24 protein-coding genes are annotated in these 26,253 nt (G+C 63.8%); 11 read left to right on the top strand and 13 right to left on the bottom strand.

Annotated features, from left to right (window positions below):
- Nucleotides 1-7: 7 nt before the first annotated feature.
- Genes UP06_RS12625 through UP06_RS12615 form a run of 3 tightly spaced genes read right to left on the bottom strand, consistent with a single transcriptional unit; the run spans nucleotide 8 to nucleotide 2,194 of the window.
- Nucleotides 8-808 carry an SDR family NAD(P)-dependent oxidoreductase gene (locus UP06_RS12625; protein ID WP_045002903.1) on the bottom strand — a complete coding sequence of 267 codons (801 nt, stop codon included), beginning with the start codon at nucleotides 806-808 and terminating at the stop codon, nucleotides 8-10.
- A 1-nt stretch (nucleotide 809) separates the two neighbouring features.
- Complete coding sequence (locus UP06_RS12620; RefSeq protein WP_045002902.1) at nucleotides 810-1,364, bottom strand: carboxymuconolactone decarboxylase family protein; 555 nt, start codon at nucleotides 1,362-1,364, stop codon at nucleotides 810-812.
- A 17-nt stretch (nucleotides 1,365-1,381) separates the two neighbouring features.
- Nucleotides 1,382-2,194, bottom strand: coding sequence for an SDR family NAD(P)-dependent oxidoreductase (locus UP06_RS12615; protein ID WP_045002901.1), 813 nt, complete (start codon nucleotides 2,192-2,194; stop codon nucleotides 1,382-1,384).
- A 232-nt stretch (nucleotides 2,195-2,426) separates the two neighbouring features.
- Here UP06_RS12615 and UP06_RS12610 point away from each other — a divergent pair, with 232 nt between their 5' ends.
- From UP06_RS12610 to cyoD, 4 genes are read left to right on the top strand one after another with little or no spacing between them, the layout of a single operon-like run.
- The gene (locus tag UP06_RS12610) at nucleotides 2,427-3,260 is read left to right on the top strand and encodes a cytochrome ubiquinol oxidase subunit II family protein (protein WP_045002900.1); all 834 of its coding nucleotides are present in this window, start codon (nucleotides 2,427-2,429) and stop codon (nucleotides 3,258-3,260) included.
- A complete protein-coding gene (cyoB, locus tag UP06_RS12605; protein ID WP_045003049.1) occupies nucleotides 3,250-5,250 on the top strand; it encodes a cytochrome o ubiquinol oxidase subunit I in 2,001 nt (666 codons plus the stop codon). Before UP06_RS12610 ends, cyoB begins: the two co-directional genes overlap by 11 nt.
- Nucleotides 5,250-5,891, top strand: coding sequence for a cytochrome (ubi)quinol oxidase subunit III (locus UP06_RS12600; protein ID WP_045002899.1), 642 nt, complete (start codon nucleotides 5,250-5,252; stop codon nucleotides 5,889-5,891). Before cyoB ends, UP06_RS12600 begins: the two co-directional genes overlap by 1 nt.
- Nucleotides 5,888-6,277: a cytochrome o ubiquinol oxidase subunit IV gene (gene cyoD / locus UP06_RS12595; RefSeq protein WP_045002898.1), complete on the top strand. Its 390-nt coding sequence runs from the start codon at nucleotides 5,888-5,890 to the stop codon at nucleotides 6,275-6,277. Before UP06_RS12600 ends, cyoD begins: the two co-directional genes overlap by 4 nt.
- 219 nt (nucleotides 6,278-6,496) lie before the next feature.
- Here the strand turns inward: cyoD and UP06_RS12590 are convergent, their stop codons facing one another.
- Entirely contained in the window at nucleotides 6,497-7,285 is a 789-nt protein-coding gene (locus UP06_RS12590; protein ID WP_045002897.1) for a thermonuclease family protein, read from the bottom strand.
- A gap of 203 nt (nucleotides 7,286-7,488) precedes the next feature.
- Here UP06_RS12590 and UP06_RS12585 point away from each other — a divergent pair, with 203 nt between their 5' ends.
- From UP06_RS12585 to UP06_RS12570, 4 genes are all read left to right on the top strand, one after another.
- On the top strand, nucleotides 7,489-9,087 hold the full coding sequence (locus UP06_RS12585; protein ID WP_045002896.1) for a GMC family oxidoreductase: 1,599 nt from the start codon (nucleotides 7,489-7,491) through the stop codon (nucleotides 9,085-9,087).
- Nucleotides 9,088-9,094: 7 nt separating this feature from the next.
- A complete protein-coding gene (locus UP06_RS12580; protein ID WP_045002895.1) occupies nucleotides 9,095-9,544 on the top strand; it encodes a hypothetical protein in 450 nt (149 codons plus the stop codon).
- Nucleotides 9,545-9,635: 91 nt separating this feature from the next.
- Nucleotides 9,636-10,655 (top strand): S1C family serine protease, encoded by a 1,020-nt coding sequence (locus UP06_RS12575; protein WP_045002894.1) that lies wholly within the window; start codon nucleotides 9,636-9,638, stop codon nucleotides 10,653-10,655.
- A gap of 59 nt (nucleotides 10,656-10,714) precedes the next feature.
- Nucleotides 10,715-12,442 (top strand): FAD-dependent oxidoreductase, encoded by a 1,728-nt coding sequence (locus UP06_RS12570; protein WP_045002892.1) that lies wholly within the window; start codon nucleotides 10,715-10,717, stop codon nucleotides 12,440-12,442.
- 135 nt (nucleotides 12,443-12,577) lie between these two features.
- On the opposite strand, the gene UP06_RS12565 is transcribed toward UP06_RS12570, so the two are convergent.
- Complete coding sequence (locus UP06_RS12565; RefSeq protein ID WP_045002891.1) at nucleotides 12,578-16,054, bottom strand: indolepyruvate ferredoxin oxidoreductase family protein; 3,477 nt, start codon at nucleotides 16,052-16,054, stop codon at nucleotides 12,578-12,580.
- 165 nt (nucleotides 16,055-16,219) lie between these two features.
- On the opposite strand from UP06_RS12565, the gene UP06_RS12560 reads away from it, so the two are divergent.
- The 3 genes from UP06_RS12560 to UP06_RS12550 all read left to right on the top strand — a co-directional run bounded on the left by UP06_RS12560 (nucleotide 16,220) and on the right by UP06_RS12550 (nucleotide 19,737).
- Nucleotides 16,220-17,170, top strand: a complete 951-nt coding sequence (locus UP06_RS12560) for a hypothetical protein (protein ID WP_045002890.1) — start codon at nucleotides 16,220-16,222, stop codon at nucleotides 17,168-17,170.
- Nucleotides 17,171-17,375: 205 nt separating this feature from the next.
- The gene (locus UP06_RS12555; protein WP_045002889.1) at nucleotides 17,376-18,074 is read left to right on the top strand and encodes a cysteine hydrolase family protein; all 699 of its coding nucleotides are present in this window, start codon (nucleotides 17,376-17,378) and stop codon (nucleotides 18,072-18,074) included.
- 10 nt (nucleotides 18,075-18,084) lie between these two features.
- Nucleotides 18,085-19,737 carry a hypothetical protein gene (locus tag UP06_RS12550; RefSeq protein ID WP_045002888.1) on the top strand — a complete coding sequence of 551 codons (1,653 nt, stop codon included), beginning with the start codon at nucleotides 18,085-18,087 and terminating at the stop codon, nucleotides 19,735-19,737.
- Between the two features lie 56 nt (nucleotides 19,738-19,793).
- Here the strand turns inward: UP06_RS12550 and UP06_RS12545 are convergent, their stop codons facing one another.
- From UP06_RS12545 to UP06_RS12510, 8 genes are all read right to left on the bottom strand, one after another.
- Nucleotides 19,794-20,618, bottom strand: a complete 825-nt coding sequence (locus tag UP06_RS12545) for a carbohydrate ABC transporter permease (RefSeq protein ID WP_045002887.1) — start codon at nucleotides 20,616-20,618, stop codon at nucleotides 19,794-19,796.
- On the bottom strand, nucleotides 20,615-21,550 hold the full coding sequence (locus UP06_RS12540; protein WP_045002886.1) for a carbohydrate ABC transporter permease: 936 nt from the start codon (nucleotides 21,548-21,550) through the stop codon (nucleotides 20,615-20,617). The genes UP06_RS12545 and UP06_RS12540 overlap by 4 nt, the downstream gene beginning before the upstream one ends.
- Complete coding sequence (locus tag UP06_RS12535) at nucleotides 21,547-22,869, bottom strand: ABC transporter substrate-binding protein (RefSeq protein ID WP_045002885.1); 1,323 nt, start codon at nucleotides 22,867-22,869, stop codon at nucleotides 21,547-21,549. Before UP06_RS12535 ends, UP06_RS12540 begins: the two co-directional genes overlap by 4 nt.
- A gap of 81 nt (nucleotides 22,870-22,950) precedes the next feature.
- Nucleotides 22,951-23,730, bottom strand: coding sequence for a sulfur oxidation c-type cytochrome SoxA (gene soxA, locus UP06_RS12530; protein ID WP_045002884.1), 780 nt, complete (start codon nucleotides 23,728-23,730; stop codon nucleotides 22,951-22,953).
- A complete protein-coding gene (gene soxZ / locus UP06_RS12525) occupies nucleotides 23,727-24,047 on the bottom strand; it encodes a thiosulfate oxidation carrier complex protein SoxZ (protein ID WP_045002883.1) in 321 nt (106 codons plus the stop codon). Before soxZ ends, soxA begins: the two co-directional genes overlap by 4 nt.
- A complete protein-coding gene (locus UP06_RS12520; RefSeq protein ID WP_045002882.1) occupies nucleotides 24,047-24,514 on the bottom strand; it encodes a SoxY-related AACIE arm protein in 468 nt (155 codons plus the stop codon). The genes soxZ and UP06_RS12520 overlap by 1 nt, the downstream gene beginning before the upstream one ends.
- A gap of 8 nt (nucleotides 24,515-24,522) precedes the next feature.
- The gene (gene soxX / locus UP06_RS12515; protein ID WP_045002881.1) at nucleotides 24,523-24,975 is read right to left on the bottom strand and encodes a sulfur oxidation c-type cytochrome SoxX; all 453 of its coding nucleotides are present in this window, start codon (nucleotides 24,973-24,975) and stop codon (nucleotides 24,523-24,525) included.
- Nucleotides 24,968-26,248 carry an NAD(P)/FAD-dependent oxidoreductase gene (locus tag UP06_RS12510; protein ID WP_197087204.1) on the bottom strand — a complete coding sequence of 427 codons (1,281 nt, stop codon included), beginning with the start codon at nucleotides 26,246-26,248 and terminating at the stop codon, nucleotides 24,968-24,970. The genes soxX and UP06_RS12510 overlap by 8 nt, the downstream gene beginning before the upstream one ends.
- Nucleotides 26,249-26,253: the final 5 nt, after the last annotated feature.

Raw genomic sequence — 26,253 nt, 5'->3', positions numbered from 1 at the left:
TACTCAGTCACCCCCGTCTCACGCTTGCTCCCCCATCCACCGGCAGCGTCACACCCGTGATAAAATTCGCCTCATCCGACGCCAGGAATAGTGCGGCGTTCGCGACGTCCCACCCCGTGCCCATCTTCTTGCGCAGCGGCACCTTGCTGTCGCGTTCGGCTTCGACTTCGGCGCGGGTCTTGGACCATTCGCGGGCGCGGGTATCGACGGCCATCGGGGTGTTCATCAGGCCCGGCAAAATGACGTTGGCGCGGATGCCGTATTCGGCGTTCTGGTAGGCGAGCTGTTCGGTGAAGGCGATCATCGCCGACTTCGTCGCCTTGTAGGCGACGTAGGGATAGGTCGTGATCGCGGCCATCGAAGAGATATTGATGATCGCGCCGCTGTTTTGGGCGCGCATGATCGGGATCACCTCTTTCGCCGCCAGGATGCAGCTCTTCAAATTGATGGCGACGATACGGTCGAACGCCTCTTCGGTCAGCTGAAGCAGCTCGGCGTCACCGCCGGACAGGCTGACGCCGACATTGTTGTGCAGCACATCGATCCGGCGCCAGCGCGCCTGGGCGTCGGCCACCATCGCCTTGATGTCGGTGGATTTTGTGACGTCGGCCCTGAAGGCTGCGGCGATCCCTTGCTTCGCGGCAATCATCGCGGCGGTTTCCTGCGCCGACTCCAGATGATGGTCGACGCACAGCACTTTCGCGCCCTCGCGCGCGAACGTCAGCGCCGTGGCGCGGCCGTTGCCCATGCCTTCGCCGGGGCTCTGGCCGGCGCCGACGACGATCGCGACCTTGTCTTTCAAGCGCATGTCAGTTCACTCCCGGGATCGGGTACTGCTGGAGTACCTCTTTGTAGTAAGGCTCGTTGTCGATCTTCATGGTGGCGAGCACGCGCACCACGCTGCAATAGAAGGCGATGGTCAGGACGAGGTCGACCATAAGCTCGTCGGAAAGTTGTGCCTTGATCTCGGCAAAGGTTGCGTCCGACATCGCGAGCTCGCGCACCATTTCGCGGGCGCCTTTGAGGATCGCTCTCGCCAGCGGCTCCAGCTTCGAGGGCTTGCCCTCGGTCTCCGACATCAGGCCCGCGATGTCCTCGTCGGTGACGCCGAATTCCTTGCCGATCTTCACATGGTGGGTGAATTCATATTCCGACTTCTCCATCCAGCCGACCTGAAGAATTGCCAACTCCCGCAGCCGTGGGTCGAGCTTGCTCTCGAAGCGGATGTAGCCGCCGATGCCGTTGAAGGCGCGTGCCATCTCCGGCGAGTTGACCAGGAGCTTGTGCAGATTGGTGTTGCGCTTGAGCATGTCGCGATATTCGGGCGCGACCTGGTCGGCCTCGAGATAGGGTAGGCGGGCCATCCGACTCATTCCTTCTGCTAGTGTTCTTGTGATTCACGTTCGGGGGCTTGCAGCGTCACGCCGCCGTCGACCACCAGCACCTGGCCGGTGATATAGCGCGCAAAATTGCTGAGCAGGAATTTGACGGCGTGGCCGACGTCCCAGCCGGTGCCTTCGACTCTCAGCACGGAGGCCCTGGCGCGATTGGCACGCGCCTGCTCGCTCATGCCGCGGGCATAGACCATCGGCGTATACATCGGCCCGGGGCAGATGCAGTTGACGCGGATGTTATCGCGGCCGTGATCGACCGCCATCGCGCGGGTGAGGCCGATGATGGCTGCTTTCGACGTCGTGTAGGTCGTCAATCCGCGCGGCCGCAGCGCCGAGATCGAGGAGATGTTGACGATCGCGCCGCCCTTGGCAGTCTTGATCATGGCGGGGATCGCGTGCTTGGAGAGCAGGAACATGGTCTCGACATTGACCTGCATGACGCGGCGATATTGCTCGGGCGCCTCGTCGACCACGCTGCCGCGGCTGCCGATGCCGACATTGTTGTCGAGAAAATCGAGCCGGCCCCAACGATCGAGCGCGGCTTCGACCAGTTTCTTGCAATCAGCTTCGCTGGTGACGTCGCCGCCATGGGCCGCGGCCGTGCTGCCGTTGGCTGCGATCATCTCCACGGTGCGCTCGGCGAGCTTGAGGTCGCGATCGGCCACCAGTACATTTGCGCCGGCGCGAGCCAACAAAATTGCTGCGGCGCGGCCGTTGCCGATGCCGTCGCCCGCGGCGCCGCCGCCGCTGATCAGCGCCACCTTGCCGGCGAGGCCAGCATCGTCCTCAGGGCCCTGCATGTCGTTTCATCCCGATATTTTCGTGCAGATTAGCAATCGCCCCGACAGGTGAGAAGGCCGGCCATCACGCGCCGATGTCATTGACATCGCATGGAATTGCATGCCGCCGCGCGGCAGGAGGCACGGTTGAGCGGGTATGTTGCGGAACCGTCTTCACGCAACTGCGTTTGTCGGCGGGCCTTTTTCGCGTTACGCTGTCCCTCGGGGTTTCCCAATCGCCAGTGGCTTGCCGATGAATCTGCTCGATCCACAAGGGCCGGTGGCTGCGGCCAACAGCACCATCCTGGTCGATTCCGTCTTCATCATGCTCGCGATCGTGGTGCCAACCATCATCGCGATCCTGGCGTTCGCGTTCTGGTTTCGCGCGTCGAATCCGAAGGCGAAATTTCAGCCTGACTTCGTCTATTCCGGTCGCGTCGAGATGGTGGTGTGGGCGATCCCGGCGCTGACCGTGATCCTGCTCGGCGGTGTCGCCTGGATCGGTTCGCATAAGCTCGATCCCGCGGCGCCGGTGCCGGGCACCGGCAGCCCGGTGCGGATCCAGGCCGTCTCGCTCGATTGGAAATGGCTCTTCATCTATCCGGATCAGCGTATCGCCACTGTCAATACGCTGACGGTGCCGGCCGGCGCTGAGCTGAATTTCCAGCTGACGTCGTCGAGCGTGATGAACGTGTTCTTTATCCCACAGCTCGGCAGCATGATCTACAGCATGAACGGCATGGTGACGCGGCTGAACCTGCGCGCAGACAATGAAGGCAAGCTCCAGGGCCTGGGAGCGCATTTCTCCGGCGACGGCTTTCCGGACATGATGTTCGACGTCAATGTGATCTCGCCGCTCGCTTTTCCCGATTGGGTGGCGGCGACCGCGAAGTCCGGTGCCGTGCTGAACGAGGAGAGCTACACGAAGCTGATGCAGCAGGGCATCGAGCGGGGCAGGCCGACCTATCGCCTCGACGATCCCCGCCTGTTCGATCTGATCGCGACCCAGCACATTCCGCCAGGGCCCGGCCCGGAGCTGATCTCCGATGCCGGCCGTCCGCACAGTGGAGGCCATGATGCTCGGTAAGCTCGATTGGTCCGCGATCCCGTTCGGCCAGCCGATCCCGCTGATCGCGGGCGCCGTGGTGCTGGTTGCGATCCTTGCGGTGCTGATCTGGGTCGTGGTGAAAGGGCACCTGCCTTACCTCTGGCACGAATGGATCACCAGCGTCGACCACAAGCGCATTGGCGTGATGTATATCCTGCTGGCATCAGTCATGCTGCTGCGCGGCGGCAGCGACGCCATCATGATGCGGATCCAGCAGGCGGTCGCTTATCAGTCACAGGGCTATCTGCCGCCGGAGCATTACAACCAGATCTTCTCGGCGCACGGCACCATCATGATCTTCTTCACGGCGATGCCGTTCGTGATCGGGCTCATGAACCTGGTGGTGCCGCTTCAGCTCGGGGTGCGCGACGTCGCCTTTCCCACGCTCAACTCCGTCGGCTTCTGGCTGACAGCGACCGGCGCGCTGCTGGTCAATATCTCGCTCGTGGTCGGCGAGTTCGCGCGCACCGGCTGGCTGGCTTTTCCGCCGCTGTCGGAACTGTCCTATTCGCCGGGTGTGGGCGTCGACTATTACGCTTGGTCGCTCCAGATCTCCGGCGTCGGCACGCTGGTCGCCGGCATCAATCTCGTGACGACAGTGCTGAAGTTGCGCACAAAAGGCATGAACTATCTGCGCATGCCGATGTTCTGCTGGACCACGCTGGCCTCGAACCTCCTGATCGTCGCGGCCTTCCCGATCCTCACCGCCACGCTGGCGATGCTGCTGCTCGACCGTTATCTCGGCTTCCATTTCTTCACCAACGAGGCCGGCGGCAACGTCATGATGTTCATGAACCTGATCTGGGCCTGGGGCCATCCGGAGGTCTACATCCTCGTGCTGCCGGCCTTCGGCATCTTCTCCGAGGTGGTCTCGACCTTCTCCGGCAAGGCGCTGTTCGGCTATCGCTCGATGGTACTTGCGACCATGGCGATCTGCGTCATCTCCTTCATGGTCTGGCTGCATCATTTCTTCACGATGGGCGCAGGCCCCGACGTCAACGCCATCTTCGGCATCGCCAGCATGATCATCGCGGTGCCGACGGGGGTGAAGATCTACAATTGGCTGTTCACGATGTATGGCGGCCGTATCCGCTTTGCGACGCCGATGCTGTGGGCCGTCGGCTTCATGGTCACCTTCATCATCGGCGGATTGACGGGCGTGCTGGTCGCGGTGCCGCCGGCCGACTTCATGCTCCACAACAGCATGTTCCTGGTGGCGCATTTCCATAACGTGATCATCGGCGGCGTGCTGTTCGGCGCCTTCGCCGGCTTCGAATACTGGTTTCCCAAGGCATTCGGCTTCCGCCTCGACGAGCGCTGGGGCAAACGTGCGTTCTGGTTCACCTTCACGGGTTTCTACGTCACCTTCGTGCCGCTCTATGTCGCCGGCATGCTCGGCATGACGCGGCGCCTGCAGCACTATGAGGTCGCGGCGTGGCGGCCCTGGATGATCGTGGCGGCGTTCGGCATGGCCGTGCTGACGATCGGAGTGATCTGCCAGATCATGCAGCTCGTCGTCAGCATCCGCAATCGCGAGGCGTTGCGCGACCGTACCGGCGATCCCTGGGACGGCCGCTCGCTGGAGTGGGCGACCTCGTCGCCGCCGCCGGTGTTCAATTTCGCCTTCCATCCCGACGTGCGCGGCGAGGACGCCTATTGGGACATGAAGGTCGCTGCCCAGCAGCAATCGCTCGACCACACCGCACCCGAATATCACGACATCGAGATGCCCAAGAACTCGCCGACCGGTTTTGTCTGCGCGTTCTTTGCCACCATCATGGGCTTCGCGCTGATCTGGCACATCTGGTGGATGGTGATTTTGGGCGGCATCGGCGCGATCGCGACCTTCGTCGTGTTCGCCTGGCGCGATCATGATGAGTACGTCATTCCGGCAGCCGAGGTCGCGCGCATCGACCGCATCAATCTCGAGGAACGGCGCGGCCTCGTCAGCATGGCGGGGATGATCTGATGTCGATGACCGCAACCGTCGGCCGCGCGCACGCCGATCCGCATCACATCGGGCTCGTTGTCGAGCATCCCGGACCCGCGCCGAAGCGCACCGTGACCGCCTACGGCTTCTGGGTCTTCCTGCTCTCCGACATCGTGATGTTCTCCTGCTTCTTCGCGGCTTACGCGGTGCTGGCCGACCAGACCGCCGGCGGCCCGAAGGGCTCGGAGATTTTCGAGCAGCGCAACGTTGCGATCGAGACGGTCTGCCTGCTGCTGTCGAGCTTCACCTGCGGCATGGCCAGCATTGCGGCCGACGTGCGTAACCGGTTCTGGTTCTACCTCGGCATGGCCGTGACCTGCGTGCTGGGGTTGATCTTCCTCGCCATCGAGTTCCGCGAATTCGCCGATCTCGTCTCGCGCGGTTACGGCCCGTCACGCAGCGCGTTCCTGACGTCGTTTTTCTCGCTGGTGGGCTGCCACGGCCTCCACGTTTCGGCTGGCATATTGTGGCTGCTCACCATGATGGCCCAGGTCTTCGCAAAGGGCTTTCGTGCCGACGTCCTGCGCCGGATGATGTGCTTTGCGCTGTTCTGGCATGCGCTTGACATCGTCTGGGTTGGGGTTTTCTCTGTCGTCTATTTGCTTGGGAGTGGCGTATGAGCGATCAGACACATATGCCTGTCGAACACGACCTCGCACCGGGCGAGGAAGAGCAACACAGCGTCGGTGAGCGGATCACAGGTTATGTCGTCGGCCTCGCGCTTGCGCTGTTGCTCACGGCGACGTCGTTCTTCATCGCCGGCACCAATCTGGTCTGGCAGCCTTCAATCCCCGTCGCGCTGATCGTGCTCGCGATCGCGCAGATGGGCGTGCATCTGGTGTTCTTCCTCCACATCACGACGGGGCCCGACAACACCAACAACGTGCTGGCGCTGGCGTTCGGGCTTATGGTCGTGTTCCTGGTGGTCGGCGGGACCGTCTGGATCATGGGGCATCTCAATCAGAACATGCCGCCGATGGACCAGATCATGCAGATGCGACAGTAGTAGAGCCCGCACAAAAAAGAAGAGCCGCTCGTTTGTGACAAGCGGCCCAAGTCTAGGGAGGAAACGCCCGAGCAAAGACAATCCGATGAGGATCGTCTGCCAAGGATGCACTCGCGCAAGGCGCGTGCGCACGTTGATAAGTGCAGCAACTCGCGATGGAGTTCAATTCCGGATCAATACTGTCTCCGGCCACCACTCACGGGTGCGTGAACCAATTGTTCACTTTGGCCGGCGGCAGTTGTACGCCTTGCGGAAGCCCGAGGCCTGGGCGTCGTCCTCCGAGCAGAACCAGCGGTCCGGCCTGGTGGTCGCGGCATAGCTGGGGCAGCCTCTCAAGTGGTAGATGCCGATATTGCCGGTGACGCGCGCGCGCACCGCGAGCTTGCCCTTGATGGCGCAGCTCGGCGGCGCCGTCAGCTCGTCCGGAAACAACACCCCGCGGATCTCCTTGTCACGGTCGGAGCGGCAGGCGGCGCCGAGAAGCGCGCCGTCCCTCTTGCCGGTACGGAATTCTTGCGGTGCAACAAAGCAGCCCTTCCAGATGCCGGCCGAGGCGGTCTTGGCGTCAGCCGCCGCCGACTTGATATTGGCCTTGATCGGATCGCGCGCGATGGCGAAGCCGAGCTTGACCAGTTGCTCGTTCAAGCTGACCTTGTCGCCCTCGGCCGTGCAGATGGCCCGGTGCCGTTTGCCAAAGTTCTTTTCGGGGCCGACATCGTCGCAGCGCACGGAGCGTCCGCCGATCAGCTTGGTCAGCTGGTCGCGGGCGTCGATGCCGCAGGTCCAGGGATCGGCGTGGTCGTCGATGCAGACCTGGTCCAGTTCCGGCGCATCGATGCCGTCGAGCCGGTAGGTGATATCACCAAGCTGGATGGAATTGGCGTCCCGGGCGGTTGCGGCTGCGGTCAGCGCGGAGGCTGGCCCGGATGCGGCCAGAAATCCTGACAGAGCGAGACATAAAACAAGCGCGAAAGCGCGGGCGGCGGCATAGGAATTTCGGAAGGACATGCGGTCTCGCTATCGATTGCTCTTGCGCTTCGTTCCTAGCATCCGGATGTGGCGATACCAATGGTCTGCGCCCTGCGAAGTGCGACATTCCGGCCTCGTGGCTTTACTCAGCCGCCGCTCTGATCCTATCGTTTGCGATAAGCCAGCGTGCCGTGAAGGCCGAATCGCCCGGGAAGCGGCGAGGGCGGGAGGAAAAGGTTGCGATGAAAGACCCCGTGGACGTCCTGATCATCGGCGCCGGCGCTTCGGGCGCCGCAGTCGCGTGGTCGCTGGCCGAGACCAAGATGCACATTCTCTGCCTGGAGCAGGGCGGCTGGATGAACCCGGCGGAATACCCGAGCACGGGCCGGGACTGGGAAGCCAAGTTCTACGGTGAGTGGTCATCGAGCCCCAATATCCGGGGACGGCCCGAGGACTATCCGATCAACGACGACAATTCACCGATCAAGGTGGTGAATTACAACGCCGTCGGTGGCTCGACGGTGATGTACACCGCGCATTGGCCGCGGCTGCACCCTTCCGATTTCAAGGTGAAGACGCTCGACGGCGTCGCCGATGACTGGCCGATCGACTACGACGCGCTGACCCCATTTTTCGAAGAGAACGACCGGATGATGGGGACCTCAGGGCTGTCGGGTGATCCGTTGTCGCCGCTGACCCATCCGCCGATGCCGCAGCAGCCGATGGGATTGTCCGGCGCCATCATCGGCAAGGCCATGAACGAGTTCGGCTGGCACTGGTGGCCGTCCGATACGACGGTCGCGACCATGGACTACGAGGGCAGGGCTCGCTGCATCAATCTCGGCCACTGCACGCCGGCCTGCGCGCAAGGCGCAAAGTCCTCGACCGACATCACCTATTGGCCGCACGCGGTTCGCGCCGGCGTCGAGCTGCGCACCCATTGCCGGGTGCGCGAGATCACGACCGACGAGAACGGCATGGCCTCGGGTGTGGTCTATTACGACAAGGACGGTGTCGAGCAGTTTCAGCCCGCGCATGTCGTCATCATCGCCTGCAATGGCGTCGGCACGCCGCGCTTGTTGCTGAACTCCGCGTCGGGGCGATTTCCAGACGGTCTTGCCAATTCGTCGGGTCTCGTCGGCAAGAATCTGATGTTCCACCCTTATGCGCAGATCTACGGCTATGTGAAGGAGCCGACCGATAGTAACCGCGCGCCGCCGACCTGCCTCTGGAGCAAGGAGTGGTATGACACCGACCTGTCCCGCGGCTTCGTGCGCGGCTATGGCGTGCAGTTCGTCCGCGGCGCTGGGCCAGTATTCGAAGCCGTCGTGAGCGAGCAGAAGGGCATTCTGCCGTGGGGCGCCGATCATCACCGCGTGTTCCGCAAGCTCAATGGCCACCGGCTGGGTTTCTCCGCGATCTGCGAGGACCTGCCGGAAGAGCACAATCGCGTCACGCTTGATCCGGTCCTCAAGGACAGCCACGGCATTGCCGCGCCGAAGATCGACTACACGATCAGCGAGAACAGCCGGAAGATGATGGAGCATGCGCTGGCGCGCGGCCGCGAGGTTCTCGAGACGGCGGGCGCGACCGACATCTGCGTCAATTCGCCGATCCCGTGGGGCGGCTGGCATCTGCTCGGCACCGCGCGGATGGGCACCGATCCCGAACGCTCCGTCGTCAACGAATGGGGCCGCTCGCACGACGTGAAGAACCTCTTCATCGTCGACGGCAGCATCTTCGTCACCTCGGGCGGCGTGAACCCGACGTCCACCATCCAGGCCCTCGCGCTCTACATCGCCGACCAGATGAAGCAGCGTCTCGCCAATTTGTTCGATTAAGGCCGTCATGTCCGCAGACAATCAACTGACACGCACTCAATGCAACGATCTCCGCACAATTGCTGCGATGATCGTTCCCGCTAGTGACGAGTACAAGGTGCCCGGCGCCGACGATCCCGCGATCCAGGCCGATATCCTTGCGACGCTCGGCCGCGACACCAAACTGGTGGCGGCGGCGCTCGACCATCTGGCGCGGCTCGCAGGCCAGCCGCTCGCGGAGCTCGATGCCGGGAAGCGCGATGCGGTAGCGCAGGAGTTTCGCAAGCACGGCGGCGCGGCGGCCGCAACGCTCGTTCGCGTCGTGCTGCAATGCTACTACCGCGACGATCGCGTGCTGCGTTCGCTTGGGCTGGAGCTGCGCGCGCCATTCCCAAAGGGCTATGTGCTCCCGGATGGCGACTGGTCGCTGCTCGATCCAGTCAAGGCAAAGGCGGGCACGCTCCGGCGCGCGCCCTAGCCACCTGGGCAGTCCAGCCTTGCGCCCCAAGCGGGCCACTTGCGCGAGAGGGAACAGGCCACCATCTCTGTGAGCCTCAAGGACTCTTGCCATGTTGGATTTTACCTCAGATATCGCCGATGACGGCTCGTCATCGCGAACGGCAGCGGCTGCCCCGGCCGATGACCGGGCCCTGCTGGACGCCTATTCCAATGCCGTGATCGACGTGACCGATCGCGTCGGCCCTGCCGTCGTGCGGGTCGAGACCGGACCAAAAGTGCCGAACGGCCGCGAGCGCGGCGGCCTCGGCTCGGGCATCGTGATCTCTCCGGATGGATTGGTCCTCACAAATAGCCACGTGGTCGGCTCCTCCAAGGAGATCCGGCTGCGGGACGTCGAAGGTAACGTCGGTGATGCCCGCGTGCTCGGCGTCGATCCCGACACCGACCTTGCGCTGCTGCGCGCCAACGGCGTCCGCGACTTGCCCTATGCCGCGCTCGGCAACTCCAAGAGCCTCAAGCGCGGCCAGCTCGTGATCGCGATCGGCAACCCGCTCGGCTTCGAGTCAACCGTCACCGCCGGCGTCGTCTCGGCGCTGGGGCGCTCGATCCGCTCGGTCAGCGGACGCACCATCGAGGACGTGATCCAGACCGATGCCGCGCTCAATCCCGGCAATTCCGGCGGGCCGCTGGTGTCGTCGAATGCCGAGGTGATCGGCATCAACACCGCCATCATCAGCGGTGCGCAGGGCATCTGCTTCGCGGTTGCCAGCAACACCGCGCAATTCGTGCTGTCGGAGATCATCCGCCACGGCTACGTCCGCCGCGCCTATATCGGCGTCGCCGGACAGACCGCGCCAGTCCCCCGGCGCCACGCGGTGCTGGCGGGCGTTGAGAACAAGATGGGCGCGCTGCTGGCGCAGATCGAGCCTGACGGGCCGGCGGCAAAGGCGGGCCTGCTGTCCGGCGACGTCGTGATCAGGCTGGACGGCGTAGAGATCAACGGCGTCGACGACCTGATCCGCGTGCTCGACCGTGACCGGATCGGCCGGCGGCTCGCTATGGACGTGTTGCGGCTCGGCCGGTTGCGGGCGATCGACATCGATCCCGTCGAGCGCAAGCCTGCGCGCTAGCCTCTGATGCCCGGGGCGGGGTATGACGGTGTTATGCCTCGTTCCGGGAAACCCGCCGCATGATGCCGGCGCATGAGACCTACGACGTAATTGTCATCGGCGCCGGCGCGGGCGGCATGACGGCTGCTGCCGTCGCCGCCGCCGAAGGCTTGCGCGTGTTGGTCATCGAGAAGACGGCGTTCGTCGGCGGCACCACGGCCTGGTCGGGCGGTATGGTCTGGATCCCCGCCAATCCCAAGATGAAAGAGGCGGGGCTTTCTGACAGCGTCACGGATGCCGTCCAATATCTCGCGAGCACCGTGCCTGAGCCTGCCAATGCCGGCTTGCGCGCCGCCTTCCTCGCGCGAGGGCCGGAGGCCATCGCCTATCTCGAGGCCAAGACGGAGGTTCGCCTCCAGCCGGTGAAGGCCTACCCGGACTATTATCCGGAGCGGCTGGGCGCCACGCCCGGCGGGCGCGTGCTGGAGCCGGTCGCGTTCGATGGCAGGCGGCTGGGCGCGAGTTTCGCACGGCTGCGGCCGCCGCTGCCGGAGTTCACGCTGTTCGGCGGGATGATGGTCAATCGGCTCGACATCCCGCATCTGCGCCGGGTCGGAAAATCGCTGCGCTCGACCTTGCGCGCGGCGCGGCTTGTTTCCGAATACGCGTTGCAGCGGCTGCGCAACCCGCGCGGCACGACGCTGTATCTCGGCAATGCGCTCGCCGCGCGGCTCTATGCCTCGCTGCTGGCGCGGCAAGTTGAAATTCTCTTCAGCGCCGATGTCGAAGATCTGTCGATGCAGGGCGATCGCGTCGTTGGCGTGGTGATCCGTCACGGCTCGCGCGATCGCCCGATCTCCGCACGTCGCGGCGTGGTGCTGGCGACCGGCGGCTTTTCGCACGATGCCGCCTTGCGCAAACGTTTCTTCCCACCCGCGGCCGGGTTCGTCTCAGCAACCAATACATCCGGCACGGGTGATGGGCTTCGCTTCGCGACGACAGCCGGGGGTGCCGCGCTCAACACGGATGCCACCAGCCCGGCGTATTGGGTGCCGGCCTCGCTGTTTCGGCGCGCCGACGGCAGCCGCGGCGTGTTCCCGCATACGGTGACGGATCGCGCCAAGCCCGGCGTGATCGCCGTCAACGCAGCTGGCCGGCGCTTCGTCAACGAGGCGCTGTCCTACCATGAATTCGTGCTCGCCATGCTGCGCGACGGCAACGGCGAGCCCGATCGGCCCTTCCATCTGATCTGCGATCGCCAGTTCCTGTGGAGCTACGGCCTCGGCCGCATCAAGCCCTTCACCCGCAACGTTCGGCGCTATGCGGCGAGCGGTGAGCTGATCGAGGCTCCAGATATCGAGCAACTTGCGGCGAAGATCGGCATCAAGCCGCCCGCGCTCGCCGCGACCATTGCAAACTACAACACCGATGCGAAGGAGGGCCGCGATCCCGAATTCGGTCGCGGCAGCACGATTTATCAGCGCCACCTCGGCGACGCCGCGCACAAGCCCAACCCTTGCGTCGCACCGATCATCCGCGCGCCGTTCTTCGCGATGCGCATCTATCCAGCCGACCTCGGCACCGCGATCGGTATGAAGGTCGATGCCCAGGCCCGCGTGCTGCGCGACGACGGCACGCCCATTGCGGGGCTCTATGCCTGCGGCAACGACATGGGCTCGATCATGAATGGCAACTATCCGGGGCCGGGCATTACGCTCGGGCCGGCGCTGACGTTCGGGTATGTTGCGGGACGGCATTTGGCGGAGGGGGCAGCCGTGACGATGAGTGCGGTTACAGCGTCAGTCTAGCCATCTCCACCGCTGTCATGCTCCGCGAAAGCGGGGCATCCAATACGCCGCGGCCCATCGATTCAACCACTCCTGTCTCGGCGCACTGGATCGCCCGGTCAAGCCGGGCGATGACAGCTGAGAACACGGCGACAGCTACTCCGCCGCTGCCGCAAAGCGGCTGTTCTCCAGCTCCGCCTCGAGCCGGGCCTTCTCCGCCACCGCCAGCTTGATATTGGCTTCCTTAACGTGGCCGAAGCCGCGGATTGTCTCCGGCACGCGTGCAAGCCTCGTCAGCAGTGGGATCTGCGCGGCCTTCAGCCCAGCGATCCGCTGATCGATCATCGCGAGATAATCCTCGATCAGCTTGCGCTCGGTCCTGCGCTCCTCGGTACGTCCGAACGGATCGAACGCACCGCCGCGCAGGAACTTCAGCTTTGCCAGCGCGCGGAACGCGTGGATCATCCAGCCGCCGAACTCTTTCTTCTGAAGATGCCCAGTCGTCTTGTCACGCTGTGCGAAGATCGGGGGCGCCAAATAGAACTTCAACGAAAAATCGCCGTCGAACTTCTCCGACACTTTTTTGGCAAAACTGCCGTCGGTATAGAGCCGCGCGACTTCATATTCGTCTTTGTAGGACATCAGCTTGAACAGGCTTTTTGCTACGGCTTCCGTAAGCTCGGTCGACGCAGGCGAGGCAGCGTTCTCTGCCTTGCGCACCTTGGTGACGGCAGCGAGGTAGCGGTCCGCGTAGGCCTTGTCCTGATAGCCGGTCAAGAACTCTGCGCGCGTCGCAATGATGTCGTCGAGCGACTTCGTTGGCGCACTCGCCCGGCTCTTGAACTGGAGCACGCTGCGCACCCGCGTCATGTCGTGGGCGGCCAGCCGCCCCCAGGTGAAGGCGAGCTTGTTCATCTCGATTGCGGCACCGTTGATCTCGATGGCGCGGAGCAGGGCCTCCAGCGACAGCGGGATCGCGCCCTTCTGGAAGGCGAAACCGAGCATGAAGGGATTGGTCGCAATCGAATCGCCCATCAGCGCCGCGGCGATGCCGGTGGCGTCGATGATGTCGAGGTTCTTGTCGCCGATCGCATCGCTCAGCACAGTCTGCATCGTGCCCATCTCGAAATCGAGATCGGGGTTCTGCACAAAACTCGCGGTCGGCTGGAGATCGGCATTGATGTAGGCTTTCGTCACCCCGCGCTCGGCACGGCTGAGCGCGGAGGGACCTGCCGAAACGATCATGTCGCAACCGAGGATGACGTCCGCGCCGCCGGTGGTGATGCGGACGGCAGAGATATCCTCCGGCTTTGGGGCGATGCGGACATGGCTCATCACCGCACCGTTCTTCTGCGACAGGCCGGTGAAATCCAGTGCCGAGCAGCCGCGGCCGTCGACATGCGCGGCCATGCCGAGCAGCGCACCGATGGTGATGACACCGGTGCCGCCGATGCCGGTGACGAGGATGTTGTAGGGGGCCTCCAGCTCGCGTGCGGGCGGCAGCGGGAGGTCGGCGAACAACTGCCCGGAATCAACGCCCGAGGTCTTGATGCGCTTGAGCGTACCGCCGTGCACGGTGACAAAGCTCGGGCAGAAACCCTCGACGCAGGAAAAATCCTTGTTGCAGTTCGACTGGTCGATCTGGCGTTTGCGACCGAACTCGGTCTCCAGCGGCTGCACCGAGACGCAGTTCGAGGCTTGCGAGCAATCGCCGCAACCTTCGCAGACCAGCTCGTTGATGAAGGCGCGCTTGGCGGGATCGGGATAGAGTCCGCGCTTGCGGCGGCGGCGCTTTTCCGCCGCACAGGTCTGGTCGTAGATGAGGACGGTCAGGCCCTTGATGTCGCGCAGCTCGCGCTGGACAGCGTCGAGCTCGCGGCGGTGATGGATGGTTGCGCTTTGCGGGAAGTAATTGCCTTCGGGATATTTGCTCGGATCGTCCGAGACGATCGCGAGCCGCTTGACGCCCTCAGCCCAGACCTGGTGCGCGATCTGCGCAACGTTGAAACCGCCCTCGGCCGGCTGGCCGCCGGTCATCGCCACCGCATCGTTGTAGAGGATCTTGTAGGTGATGTTGATGCCGGCGGCGGAAGCGGCGCGAAGCGCAAGCAGGCCGGAATGCGTATAGGTGCCGTCACCGAGATTCTGGAAAATGTGCTGCTCGGTGGTGAAGGGCGACTGCCCGATCCAGTTCACGCCCTCGGCGCCCATATGTGAGATCAAATCGGTGCGGCGGGTCGGCATGCTCAAGGCCATGCCATGGCAGCCGATGCCGGCCATGGCGCGGCTGCCTTCGGGTACTTTTGTCGAAGAGTTGTGCGGGCAGCCCGAGCAGAAGAACGGCGTGCGCGCGAGCTTGATTTGTGCAGTGGCCGGAACAGGATTGTCGAACGCCTCGAGCCGCGCCAGGCGCTGCTCCAGCACCGGGCTGTGATGGCCGAGCTTGCGCAGCCGCGCCAGCAGCGCGGACGCAACGATGGTCGGCGTCAGCTCGCCTTCGCTCGGCAGCAGCGGCGCGCCGCTCTCGTCGCGTTTTCCCGTCACCGTCGGCCGCTTCGACGCATCGATGTTGTAGAGGATGCGCATCAGCTGGTCTTCGATGAAGCCGCGCTTCTCCTCGACCACCAGCACGTCCTGAAGACCCTCCGCGAAGCGCCTTGCGCCGCTTTCCTCCAGCGGCCAGGTCAGCGCGACCTTGTAGATGCGCAAGCCCAGATCCTGCGCGTCCTTGTCGGTAATGCCCAAGTCGGCGAGCGCCTGGCGCAGATCGAGATAGGCCTTGCCGGTCGCGACAATGCCGAGCCGCGCGGGCTTTGAATCGAGCACGATGCGGTCGAGCTGGTTGGCGCGGGCAAAGGCCTGCACCGCAGCCATCTTCGGGCCGAACAGGCGCCGCTCGGCCTCCAGCGGTGGATCGGGCCAGCGGATGTTGAGGCCGCCGGGCGGCATTTCGAAATCATCGGGCAGCTTGATCTGGATGCGCGCGGGATCGCTATAGATCGACGCCGAGCTCTCCACGGTCTCGCTGATCGCCTTGAAGCCGACCCAGCAGCCGGAGAAGCGCGACAGCGCGAAGCCATAGAGGCCGAGATCGAGATAGTCCTGGAGCGTTGCGGGATTGATCACGGGAATCAGCGCCGCCGCAAACACCTGCTCGCTCTGATGCGCCAGTGTCGAGGACTGGCAGCCATGGTCGTCGCCGGCGAGCGCCAGCACGCCGCCATTGAGCGAGGTGCCGGCGGCATTGGCGTGCTTGAGCGCATCGACCGAGCGATCGACGCCGGGGCCCTTGCCGTACCAGATGCCGAACACGCCATCGACCTTGGCGCCGGGAAACAGTCCGACCTGCTGGCTGCCCCAGACCGCGGTCGCCGCCAGATCCTCGTTCAGCCCGGGTACGAAGGCGATGTCCTGCTGCTGAAGGTGCGACTTCGCGCGCCACAGCGCGTGGTCGTACATGCCGAGCGGGGAACCGCGATAGCCCGAGATGAAGCCGCCGGTGTTGAGCCCCTGAAGCCGGTCGCGTTCGCGCTGCAACATGGGCAATCGAACCAGGGCCTGCGTGCCGGACAGGAAGATCCGCTTCGATTCGAGCCGGTATTTATCGTCCAGCTCGACCTGCATCAGCGTCATTTCGGGAGTCCTTGTTTTTCTTGGTCTGACGGGAATTTTGCGCCGCGGAAAGAGTGGCGGCTTGCGAAGCAGGATGAGGCAGTCAAAAGCATGGGCCAGCGAAGTCAATACGGCTAGCCGCATCTGTGGCGCTCCTGCTAGTCATGGCTTCGATCGGAGGACACCATGGCTGCAAGCGCATTCGAAACCGAGATATCAGAAACGGCCAATGCCTTGGTCGGGCCGTGGCGTCAGCCGCGGCAGATGCTCCACGCGCAGACCTATGACGCGCATGCCTCCATCCACGACGATGCCACCGCGCAAAAGCTTGGCTTCAAGGGCGGCACCATCGAGGGGCCGACGCATTTCAGCCAGTTCGCGCCGCTCGGCGTGCGGTTGTGGGGACAGGCCTGGTTCGAGAGCGGCTGTCTCTCCGCGCACTACCGCAACGCCTGCTTCGAGGGCGAGGAGGTGCAGGCGATCCTGTCGAAGCCATTGCCCGGCACCAGCCAGATCCAGATGGTCAAGCGTGACGGCACCGAGGTGTTGCGCGGCACGGCATCGGTCGGCGATCCCCAAGCTGCGACCGCGCTGGAGGCGCGCCTTGCCGAGCTCAAGCCGCTTACTGATCCCGTGATCCTGCGCGACGTGAAGGTGGCGCAGACCAGCCAGCGGCAGTCGGTGCGGATGGCCTTCGACCAGAACATGGGCGACCTCTATCCGTTCTCGCTGCGGCAGAAGCTCGCCGTCATCACCGAGAACTCGCCATATTATTCCAGCGCGGAGAATCCGTGGGGCCGCGCCATCATTCCGATGGAGATGCTGAGCGTGCTGTTTCAGTACCGCTCCAAGGACGATCCGCTCCCGGCCAAGGGGCCTGCCGTCGGCCTGTTCGCCGACCAGGAGATCAGGCTCGTGAAGGGTCCGCTCTTTGTCGACGAGGCCTATGAAGTCGAGCGCGAGGTCGTCGCGCTCTCCGGCAGTCGCCGCACCGAGAGCGCCTGGATCAAGACGCGCGTGTTCGACAAGACGGGTACGATGGTGGCCACGATGCTGCTCAACATGGCGACGCTAAAGGACTCGTATGCGCCGTATGAGGACGAGTATCGGCGGCTGTACGGAGATACTGCCCGCTAAAAAAGCGAGCTTCGCCGTCGCTCATCATTTGAGCAAATGCACGTCGCAAAGACGTCGCACAGCGAATGAGCAGACCCGCGCTCCTCTCTTAACATTCTGACAGCACAGCAAATTTCTCCGCGTCGCGCGTCGGATTGTCATTGTACACAATGGCACGGCGTTTGCAGAACTCCTGGCAACGAGAGTTCTCGCGGGGGCCTGCGTCATGTTGAACTCAACCAAGCCGACACTGGGCGTCATCAGCGCCGAGCCCGAGCCGATCAAGCTCGACTGGGCGAGCACGGCGCTCGTGATCATCGACATGCAGCGCGATTTCATGGAGCCCGGCGGCTTCGGCGAGACACTCGGTAACGACGTCAGCCAGCTTGCGCGTGCCGTGAAGCCGATCGGCGCGCTGCTGACGGCTGCGCGCGACACCGGCATGCTGGTGGTTCACACCCGCGAAGGCCATTTGCCGGATCTTTCCGATGCGCCGCCGGCGAAAGTCGAACGCGGCGCGCCGAGCCTTCGCATCGGCGATCCCGGCCCGATGGGACGCATTCTCATTCGCGGCGAAGCCGGCCACGACATCATCCCCGAACTCTATCCGCTCGACAGCGAGGTCGTGATCGACAAGCCCGGCAAGGGCGCATTCTACGCCACCGAGCTCACCGACGTGCTGGAGAAATACGGCATCGAGAACCTTTTGGTATGCGGTGTCACCACAGAGGTGTGCGTCAACACCACCGTGCGCGAGGCCAATGACCGCGGCTATCGCTGCGTCGTCATCTCGGACGGCTGCGCATCCTACTTTCCCGAGTTTCACGAGATGGGCCTGAAGATGATCAAGGCCCAAGGCGGCATCTTCGGCTGGGTCGCGGACTCAGCCGCAGTACTGGAGGCGATGAAGACTTCGACCACATAGGGGTATTATCATGAGCGCTTTGACGGGGACGGCCGGCAAGTCCGAGTTTAAGCCGGTACTATGGACACCGGGCGACTGGAACGCGTTTTTCGGCTTCGGCACCAACATCCTCGTCAACATGCTGGTGCTTACGGGCCTGCTTCGTTTCGTGCTGAAGATGCCGGACAGTCTCGTGTTCGGCCGCATCCTGCCCGCGCTCGGGCTGATGATGTGCCTGTCGACCTTCTACTATGCGTACCTCGCCTATCGCCTCGCGCAGAAAACCGGCCGCACCGATGTCTGCGCGCTGCCCTCGGGCGTCAGCGTGCCGCACATGTTCATCGTCACCTTTGTGATCATGCTGCCAGTCACGATCAAGACCGGCGATCCACTCAAGGGCTGGTCGGCCGGCCTGGTCTGGGTGTTCTTCCAGAGCTTCATCTTGATGATCGGCGGCTTCATCGCGCCCTTCATCCGGAAGATCACCCCGCGCGCTGCGCTGCTCGGCACGCTTGCAGGCGTCTCGCTGACCTTCATCGCGATGCGTCCGGCGCTCGAGATGTACATGACGCCGCAAATCGGTCTGGTCTGCTTCGCCGTCATCCTGGTGAGCTGGTTCGGTGGCGTGAAATATCCAAAGGGCATTCCCGCCGGTCTGATCGCGATCGTGGTTGGCATGATCATCGCCTGGGGCTCGAACCTGTTCGGTCTCAGCCTCGGCGGACTGAGCATCAAGGGCGTCGGGGATGCCTTCGCCAATTTCGGCTTCTCGGTGCCGATCCCGGCGGCGGGCTACGTCTTCTCCGGCTTCGAATATCTCGGCGTCATTTTGGTGACCGCTATTCCCTTCGGCATCTATGACCTCGTCGAGGCCATGGATAACGTCGAGAGCGCGGAAGCCGCCGGCGACGAATATCCGACCACGCGCGTGCTGACCGCCGACGGCGTCGTCAGCCTGATCGGCTGCCTGATGGGTAATCCCTTCATCAACGCGGTCTATATCGGTCATCCCGGCTGGAAGGCGATGGGTGGCCGGATCGGCTATTCGGCCGCGACCGGCATCATGGTGGTGGTCCTGTCGTGGTTCGGCGTCATCTCGGTCCTGCTGGCGCTGGTGCCCGTCGTCGCGATCTCGCCGATCCTGCTCTATATCGGCATGCTCATGACTGCGCAGGCATTCCAGACCACACCGTCGAAGCACGCGCCCGCCGTGGCGCTGGCCTTCACGCCGCATCTCGCCGCCTGGGCCAAACTCCAGATCGACACGATGCTGGGCTCGACCATGAATGCGGCGGCAACGGTCGGCGGCATGGCCGCCGACAAGGCCGACGCGGTCAAGGCTGCTGCGATCGCAGCACTGCCGCAGCAGGGCGTGTTCTATCACGGCCTCGAGATCATGGGCGGTGGCTCCATCCTCGGCGGCCTCATCCTGGGTGCGATCGGTGTCTTCATCATCGAGCGTGACTTCGAGAAAGCCTCGGCCTTCGCGCTGGTCGGTGCCGTCTTGACTTACTTCGGCTTCATGCATGGCGAAGCCGTCGGCATCGGCGGCGGGTTCGGCGTGACGCCCGCGGTGGCGTTCGCCTATGCCGTGATGGCGGCGGGCCTGTTCGCGGCGACCAAGCTAGGCGCTACCGAGCACTATGCTGCGCATCCGGAGATGCACGCCGCGCCTGCGGAGTAGGCAGCTCTGACATCAATCGCGGCCGGGTGACGTCGTGTCGCCCGGCCGTTTCATTTCTACCCGCCCTTGACGGCACCGGCAGTGAGCCCGGCGACGATCTGCCGTTGGGCGAGCACCGTCAGCAACAGCACCGGGAACGTCACGATCAGCGCGGCGGCGGCGAGCGGGCCCCAGCTCAACTGGTCGAACGAGATCATGTTGTAGACGGCAACCGGCAGGGTGCGCGTCTCGCGTCCCGCCAGCACGATGCCGAACACAAAGTTGTTCCAGGAGAAGATCACGGCGAGGATGAAGGCGACCGCGATGCCCGGTTTTGCGATCGGCAGCGCGACGTGCCGAAACACCTGCCAGCGCGTGGCGCCGTCGATCAGGGCGGCTTCCTCCAGCTCCATCGGTGTCGTCTCGAAATAGCCGATCATGATCCAGATCACGATCGGCACCGTCACCACCAGATGGATGATGATCTGCGGCACCAGCGTACCGAGCAATCCGAGCCACTGGAACAGCAGGAACAGCGGGATCAGATAGGATAGTCCCGGCGTGATGCGGGCGATCAGGATCACGATCGCGGATTTGTGCGCGGCCATCCGCGCGATGCCGTAGCCGGCAGGGACCCCGGTCAGCAGTGCCAGCGCGGTGGCGCTGCCGGTCACGATCAGGCTGTTGATGAAATAGGTCAGGAAACGGTTGGAGGCGAGCACGTCGGCATAGTTCTTCCAGGCGAAATGCTCGGGAATGAACACCGGCGGGTAGGCGGCATTGTCGATCTCGAATTTGAGCGACAGCGACGCCATCCAGAGGAAGAACAGGATCGCCGGCGACACGATGACGAGCACCGCGAACCACAGCCCGATCCGGCCGAGAAGGCTGCGCAGGTTCATGCGTCGCTCCCCGTCTCGGTCCACAGCATGCGCTGGCGGAAGTAGAGCATCACCGCGGCCAGCGCGACGATCAGCAGGAAGAAGATGACCGCGATCGCCGAGCCATAGCCGATGTCGTAATAGGCGAAGGCGACGCTGTAGAGATAGAGGTTGATGGTCTCCGATGCCGAGCCTGGTCCGCCCTGGGTGATCGCGAAGATGATGTCGAAGCTTTTCACCGCGTCGATCATGCGGATCATGCCGGCGATGAACAGGAACGGCATGATCAGCGGCAGCGTAATGAAGCGAAACACCTGCCAGAAATTGGCGCCGTCGATCTGTGCGCTTTCATAGGGCTCGGTCGGTATAGCAGCGAGGCCGCCGAGCACGATAAGCATGACCAGCGGTGTCCATTGCCAGGTCTCGACCAGCACCAGCGACGGGATCACCGTTGCGGGATGAAACACCCAGAGCTGCGGCGGCAGGCCGATCAGCGACAACAGGTAGTTCAGCACGCCGAGCTGGGGATGGAACATCATGGTCCAGACCAGGCCGATTGCGACGGGCGTCGCCATCATCGGCATGATGAAGACGCCGCGCAGGAAGCCGCGGCCGGCGAATTTCTGGTGAAACACCACGGCTGCGAACGTGCCGAACAGCAGCGGCAGCAGCACTGACAGCGCGGTGTAGACCAGGGTGTGGCCTACCGCCTCGATGAAGCGGGGATCGTTGGGTAGCCGCAGATAGTTGGAAAATCCGACGAAGGTGGTCGGCGCGCCGACCTTCCACTCGTTCAGGCTCATCCAGATCGTGAACAGCCAAGGGAAAATGATGATGGCGAGCACGACGACCAGCGCCGGCACCACGAATGGCCAATAGGACGGCCGACGCCACGGTTTCTCCGGCGCGGCGGCTTGCGCCGCGGCCGGAGAGGTCTGTGTTATTACGCTCACGCTTTTTCGCTGCGCTCCAGGATCGGGCGGAATTGCTCGTGTGCCTTCTTCAGCTCCGTTGCGGGATCGGCGCCGGACAAGGTCGCGGTCAGTGCAGCGCCGACGGTGTCGCGGAATTCGGCAACCGGGATGATGACGGGCAGACCGAGCTTGGAGATCTTGGCGGAGTCGATGACCGACTGCAGCCACTCCTTGGTCTTCACGCCCTTCGCGACTTCGGGATCATCGACGATGGAGTTGCGGAACGGCACGCCGCCGCCGGCCTGGAGCAGGCGGGCGCCTTGTCCCTTTGAGGCCACCCATTGGCAGAGCAGATAGGCGGCTTCCTTGTTCTTGCTCGCCGCCGCAATGCCGATGCCGTCGCCATAGGTTGACGAGAACTGGCCTTTGGGACCCGCGGGCACCACGGTGTAGCCGACCTTGCCGACGATGCGGGAGGCGCCTGGATCTTCCAGCGGTGGCGCCCAGCCGTCTGCGTCGATCCACATCGCCGCCCGGCCTTGCGTGAACGAGGCCATCGATTCCATCCAGTTGAATCCGGCGACGCCGGGAGGCGCGGACTTGGTCAACAACCGCTGATATAGCTTGGTGGCTTCGATCGCTTCCGGACCGTCGGTCAGGATGTTGCCCTTGGCGTCGAGGAATTCGCCGCCATAGTTCAGGTAGAAGTTGGTCCACATTGCCATGTTGGCGTTGCGTAAGCCGCGGCCGACGAAGCCATAGATCCCTTCCTTGGGATCGGTGAGCTTCTCGGCCGCAACAGCCATTTCCTCCAGCGTTTTCGGGACCTCGACGCCCTTCTTCTGGAACAGCTCCTTGTTGTAGTAGAGGATGAAATAGTCGACCGACCACGGCAGCGACAGCATCTGGCCCTTGTCGTTGCGGGCGTATTGCAGGCCCGCCGCCGAGAAATCGCTCTCGACGAGATCGGGCGGCGTGAGACTGGGGTCCTTGAGATAACCGGACATGTCGGCGAGCCAGCCGGCCTTCTCGAACTGCCGCTTCTGCACGTGATAGCTGAGATGCACGACGTCGAAGCTCGGCCGGCCCGAGGTCAGCTCGATCACGACCTTCTGGCGCTGCTGCTGCTCGGGGATCTGCTCCGACTCCACCTGGATGCCGGTGAGTTCGGTGAACTCCTTGATGTATTTTTGCAGGTTGTCGCCGCGCGGTCCCTTGGCGAGGATCACCTCCAGCTTGGTCCCGGAATATTTCTTCCAGGCTATCTCCGCGCGGGCCGGAAATCCGGTGACGCCGAGCACGCCTGCTGCTGCGGTGCCGGCCAAAAGGCTGCGGCGCGAAATCTTGTGGTCAACCACTGTATTCCTCCCTGTGACTCATTTTCTTTGGGAGGGATAGTAGCGTCCGTGCCGCGCCTGCCTAGCCCTAATCTCTGCGGATCAAGGTCGCACGGCCGGCGTTTCCATCGGCATGCCGCGCGCCCGCGACATCAGATAGAGCTCGAGCGCGACCAGCTCGGGCGCGCCGTAATCATAGGCCTGGGCGCGGACACCGGCCATGCAGCTGCGCAAGCGACGCTCCAGCGATCCCAGCGTCTGCCATTCCAGCCGATAGAGCGGATAGCCGGTCGGCTGTGCTTGCGTGATCGGCGCGCCGGCGAGGTGCTTGTCAAAGTTGTCGTCGTGGCAATTGGTGCAGGCCAGGTTGAGCTGGCCCTCGCGCTGCATGAAGAGGTTGCGGCCCTGTTCGACGAAAGGCTTTGCTTGAGGATCGTCGCCGGCCGTGATCGCGACACCGCGCGACTGCTGGGCGACGAAAGCGGACAGCGCCAAGAGGTCGCGGCTCTCGTAGGGCAGCGGCGTCGCCTGCTGATGATCTGCGCGGCAGAGATTGATACGCTGGTCGAGCGTGACGGGGCGGCCGAGCGTCTTGTCGAAGGCGGGATAGCGCGCTGCGATGCCCTTCATGCTGTTGCGCGCATCACCATGGCAGTCCGCGCAGGCTTTCCCGGCGCTGCCGGTCTTCTTCGCCCACAGCGCCTCGCCGTCGAGCACGAACAGCATGCCGGGGTTGGACGTGTCGTCATCCTGGATGGCGCGTGTCTCGGGGCCCATGAAGGAATAGCCGGAGCGTCGCGCATCGGACGGAATTTCGCCGGCGAGCAGGCCGGGGACCGTGACGAGAAACGCCACGACCGCTATCGCGCGCCAAAAACTCATTCGACCGTGATCGATGCCGACGCGGTGGACGCATATCCGTTGTCGCCGATCCATTCGAACTCAAACTTGCCGCTTTCCTTCGCGATCGTGAAGAACGACAAATACGGATTGGCTGCGATCGCCGGAAACAGGTCGGCGCGGAAGATCTCGGTGCCGTTGTAGCGGCAGGTGAAGCTGGTGATGATGTCACGCGGCACCAGTGTGCCGTCCATGGTGTGGCGAAAGCCGGTCTCCATGATGTGCGAGGTCAGCGTGCGGATCTCGATGATGTCGCCGCGCTTTGCGCGTGAGGGAACGTTGATGAGGGCTGCGGCCATCAGTTCACCTCCTCGGTGCAGGCGGCGAGCGTCACGACAACGTCGGCTGTGACCTGCCAGAAGCTGTCGTCGGAGAGGCGGGCGATGGCGACCACCTTCTGGGTGTCGGCAAGCCGGATCCGCGTCGAGACCTGGGCGCGGCCGGAGGAGGGGTTGAAGTAGAAATTGCCGATGTTCGGCTGCGGGTTCTTCTCGTTGAAGACGTGGATGCTCTTGACGTAGTCGTCCGCCGTCATCGGGCTTGCGACACTGATCGTCATCGGCACCGTGTTGCCGTTCTCGACCAGCGGCGGAATGTCGATCTTGACCTTGCCGGTGCGTATCGCGGCTTCGCCGACGACATTGCGAATGGCGGTATTGAGCATCGCGGGCGTCGCGTTGAGTGGACGCAACGTGACGATCGGGATTGCTCCGGCGGCTGTAACGCTGCCGGCGAGGCTCAAAAATTGTCGTCGCGTGGTTGGCATGAACAGTCCTAGTCCCGAAGCGTTGCAAGATAGGCCACGATGTCCTCGATCTCCGTGGCCGATAGTATCGGTTTGCCGGCGAAATTGCGCCCGACACGAACGAGCCCGTCGGCGCGATAATAGGACGGCATGATGGTCTCAGGGTTGAAGTGCGAAGCATCTACCAGCCGAAGCCGCAACTGGCCCACCGACCAGCGGTTCCCGGCGCCTGTGAGATCAGGCGCGAGATCACCCTGGAACCGCGTTTCGGGAAAGGGGCCAGAATGGCAGAGGATGCAGGTCGTCGTCCGCGCCAGCACCAGCGCGCGTCCGCGCACGGCATCGCCGGGCGAACCCGTGAGCGATTCCGGAATGCCGTCACTGATGATCTTGTAGGGCACGAGGCCCTCTGCTCTCGCGCCGGGGACAAACGCGAGACTGGCGGCGATCAGCGCAGCGATATGGACGGTCGATCTAGCCAAAGGTCTCCGCCGTGATGGTTTGAAACCAGCGCTCCGCCTCGGCCGCCTCGCGGGCGCGCAGCTCGCGCGGCGCATCGACCGGGCTCGTCGCACCGCCCTCGACCTCGGCAAAGATATCGCCCCTGGGCTGGTAGTTGCCGGCGAGTGAGAAGCCGTAACCGGGCGCGACGGTGTTGTAGCACACGCCGGTGAGCCGCGGTGTCTCCGGCGCGTCGCCCGCGAGCAGGTTGACGATTGCGGCGGCGCAAGCCTTGCCTTGCGCGCTCGCAGCTGACGCCGATTTTGGAATGCCGCCGCCGAGACAGGCGTCGCCGATGACGTGGATATTGGGGACGAGTTTTGACTCGAAGGTCATGGGATCGATTGGACACCAGCCGGACGTGTCGGCCGCTCCGGCGATTTCGGCGATGCGCCCGGCCCGCTGCGGCGGGATGACATTGGCCACATCTGGGGTGTAGTTGCCGAATTCGGTGATGATGGTTTTGGTCGAGGGATCGACCGAGGTGACACGGCCGCCCTGCGACAGCGCCACGCGCTCGATCATGTCGCCGTAGAGCTCCTTCCACGCCTTCTCGAACAGCCGCTGCTGCGAGAAATTGTCCTTGGCGTCGAGGATCAATACTTTCGAGCGCGGCTTCTTCGTCTTCAGGTAATGCGCAATCAGGCTGGCGCGCTCGTAAGGTGCCGGCGGGCAGCGCGAGGGATTGGCGGGGACCGCGATTGCCACCACGCCACCATCGTCCATCGCTTCCAATTGCGTGCGTAGCAGCAGCGTCTGTTCGCCGGCTTTCCAGGCGTGCGGCATTTTTTTCGATGCGGTTTCGTCGTACCCGGGCAGGGCGTCGAAGTGAAAGTCGATGCCGGGCGAGAGCACGAGACGGTCGTAGGGCAGCGCGACGCCATCAGCCGTCACGACGCTGCGCTGCTGCGGCTCGATCGTGGTTACGGTCTCGCCGATCACGGTGACGCTCTCGGCGGCGAGCTTGTCATAGCCAAACTGCTGCGCTTCGATGTTGCGCAGGCCCGCAATCACCTCGTTGCTCAGGGGGCAGGAGGTGAAAACCGCATTGGGCTCGATCAGGATGATTTGCAAGTTCTCCTGCATACGCTTCAGCGCGCGCGCGCAGGCTGCGCCGCCAAAACCGCCACCGACCACGACGACACGGCCCGTGGATTGCGCGCGCAAGATCGACGGCCGCGCCAATGTCGCGGCCGCCGCGATGCCGAGCACCGCATTCCGCCGTGTCACCGGGCGCGTGGTCATCAGGATCATCCGGA

Origin of the sequence: Bradyrhizobium sp. LTSP857, from assembly GCF_000938285.1 — a bacterium.
In the GTDB taxonomy this organism is placed as follows: domain Bacteria; phylum Pseudomonadota; class Alphaproteobacteria; order Rhizobiales; family Xanthobacteraceae; genus Bradyrhizobium.
Note: the sequence above shows the minus strand (reverse complement) of the source record. Positions and strands in the feature narration are given on the sequence as shown.

What these genes read in the sequence shown, in the direction of transcription:
- UP06_RS12625 (WP_045002903.1), bottom strand. Translation starts at nt 808, where the DNA reads ATGCGCTTGAAAGACAAGGTCGCGATCGTCGTCGGCGCCGGCCAGAGC.
- UP06_RS12620 (WP_045002902.1), bottom strand. Translation starts at nt 1,364, where the DNA reads ATGGCCCGCCTACCCTATCTCGAGGCCGACCAGGTCGCGCCCGAATAT.
- UP06_RS12615 (WP_045002901.1), bottom strand. Translation starts at nt 2,194, where the DNA reads ATGCAGGGCCCTGAGGACGATGCTGGCCTCGCCGGCAAGGTGGCGCTG.
- UP06_RS12610 (WP_045002900.1), top strand. Translation starts at nt 2,427, where the DNA reads ATGAATCTGCTCGATCCACAAGGGCCGGTGGCTGCGGCCAACAGCACC.
- cyoB (WP_045003049.1), top strand. Translation starts at nt 3,250, where the DNA reads ATGCTCGGTAAGCTCGATTGGTCCGCGATCCCGTTCGGCCAGCCGATC.
- UP06_RS12600 (WP_045002899.1), top strand. Translation starts at nt 5,250, where the DNA reads ATGTCGATGACCGCAACCGTCGGCCGCGCGCACGCCGATCCGCATCAC.
- cyoD (WP_045002898.1), top strand. Translation starts at nt 5,888, where the DNA reads ATGAGCGATCAGACACATATGCCTGTCGAACACGACCTCGCACCGGGC.
- UP06_RS12590 (WP_045002897.1), bottom strand. Translation starts at nt 7,285, where the DNA reads ATGTCCTTCCGAAATTCCTATGCCGCCGCCCGCGCTTTCGCGCTTGTT.
- UP06_RS12585 (WP_045002896.1), top strand. Translation starts at nt 7,489, where the DNA reads ATGAAAGACCCCGTGGACGTCCTGATCATCGGCGCCGGCGCTTCGGGC.
- UP06_RS12580 (WP_045002895.1), top strand. Translation starts at nt 9,095, where the DNA reads ATGTCCGCAGACAATCAACTGACACGCACTCAATGCAACGATCTCCGC.
- UP06_RS12575 (WP_045002894.1), top strand. Translation starts at nt 9,636, where the DNA reads ATGTTGGATTTTACCTCAGATATCGCCGATGACGGCTCGTCATCGCGA.
- UP06_RS12570 (WP_045002892.1), top strand. Translation starts at nt 10,715, where the DNA reads ATGATGCCGGCGCATGAGACCTACGACGTAATTGTCATCGGCGCCGGC.
- UP06_RS12565 (WP_045002891.1), bottom strand. Translation starts at nt 16,054, where the DNA reads ATGACGCTGATGCAGGTCGAGCTGGACGATAAATACCGGCTCGAATCG.
- UP06_RS12560 (WP_045002890.1), top strand. Translation starts at nt 16,220, where the DNA reads ATGGCTGCAAGCGCATTCGAAACCGAGATATCAGAAACGGCCAATGCC.
- UP06_RS12555 (WP_045002889.1), top strand. Translation starts at nt 17,376, where the DNA reads ATGTTGAACTCAACCAAGCCGACACTGGGCGTCATCAGCGCCGAGCCC.
- UP06_RS12550 (WP_045002888.1), top strand. Translation starts at nt 18,085, where the DNA reads ATGAGCGCTTTGACGGGGACGGCCGGCAAGTCCGAGTTTAAGCCGGTA.
- UP06_RS12545 (WP_045002887.1), bottom strand. Translation starts at nt 20,618, where the DNA reads ATGAACCTGCGCAGCCTTCTCGGCCGGATCGGGCTGTGGTTCGCGGTG.
- soxA (WP_045002884.1), bottom strand. Translation starts at nt 23,730, where the DNA reads ATGAGTTTTTGGCGCGCGATAGCGGTCGTGGCGTTTCTCGTCACGGTC.
- soxZ (WP_045002883.1), bottom strand. Translation starts at nt 24,047, where the DNA reads ATGGCCGCAGCCCTCATCAACGTTCCCTCACGCGCAAAGCGCGGCGAC.
- UP06_RS12520 (WP_045002882.1), bottom strand. Translation starts at nt 24,514, where the DNA reads ATGCCAACCACGCGACGACAATTTTTGAGCCTCGCCGGCAGCGTTACA.
- UP06_RS12510 (WP_197087204.1), bottom strand. Translation starts at nt 26,248, where the DNA reads ATGATCCTGATGACCACGCGCCCGGTGACACGGCGGAATGCGGTGCTC.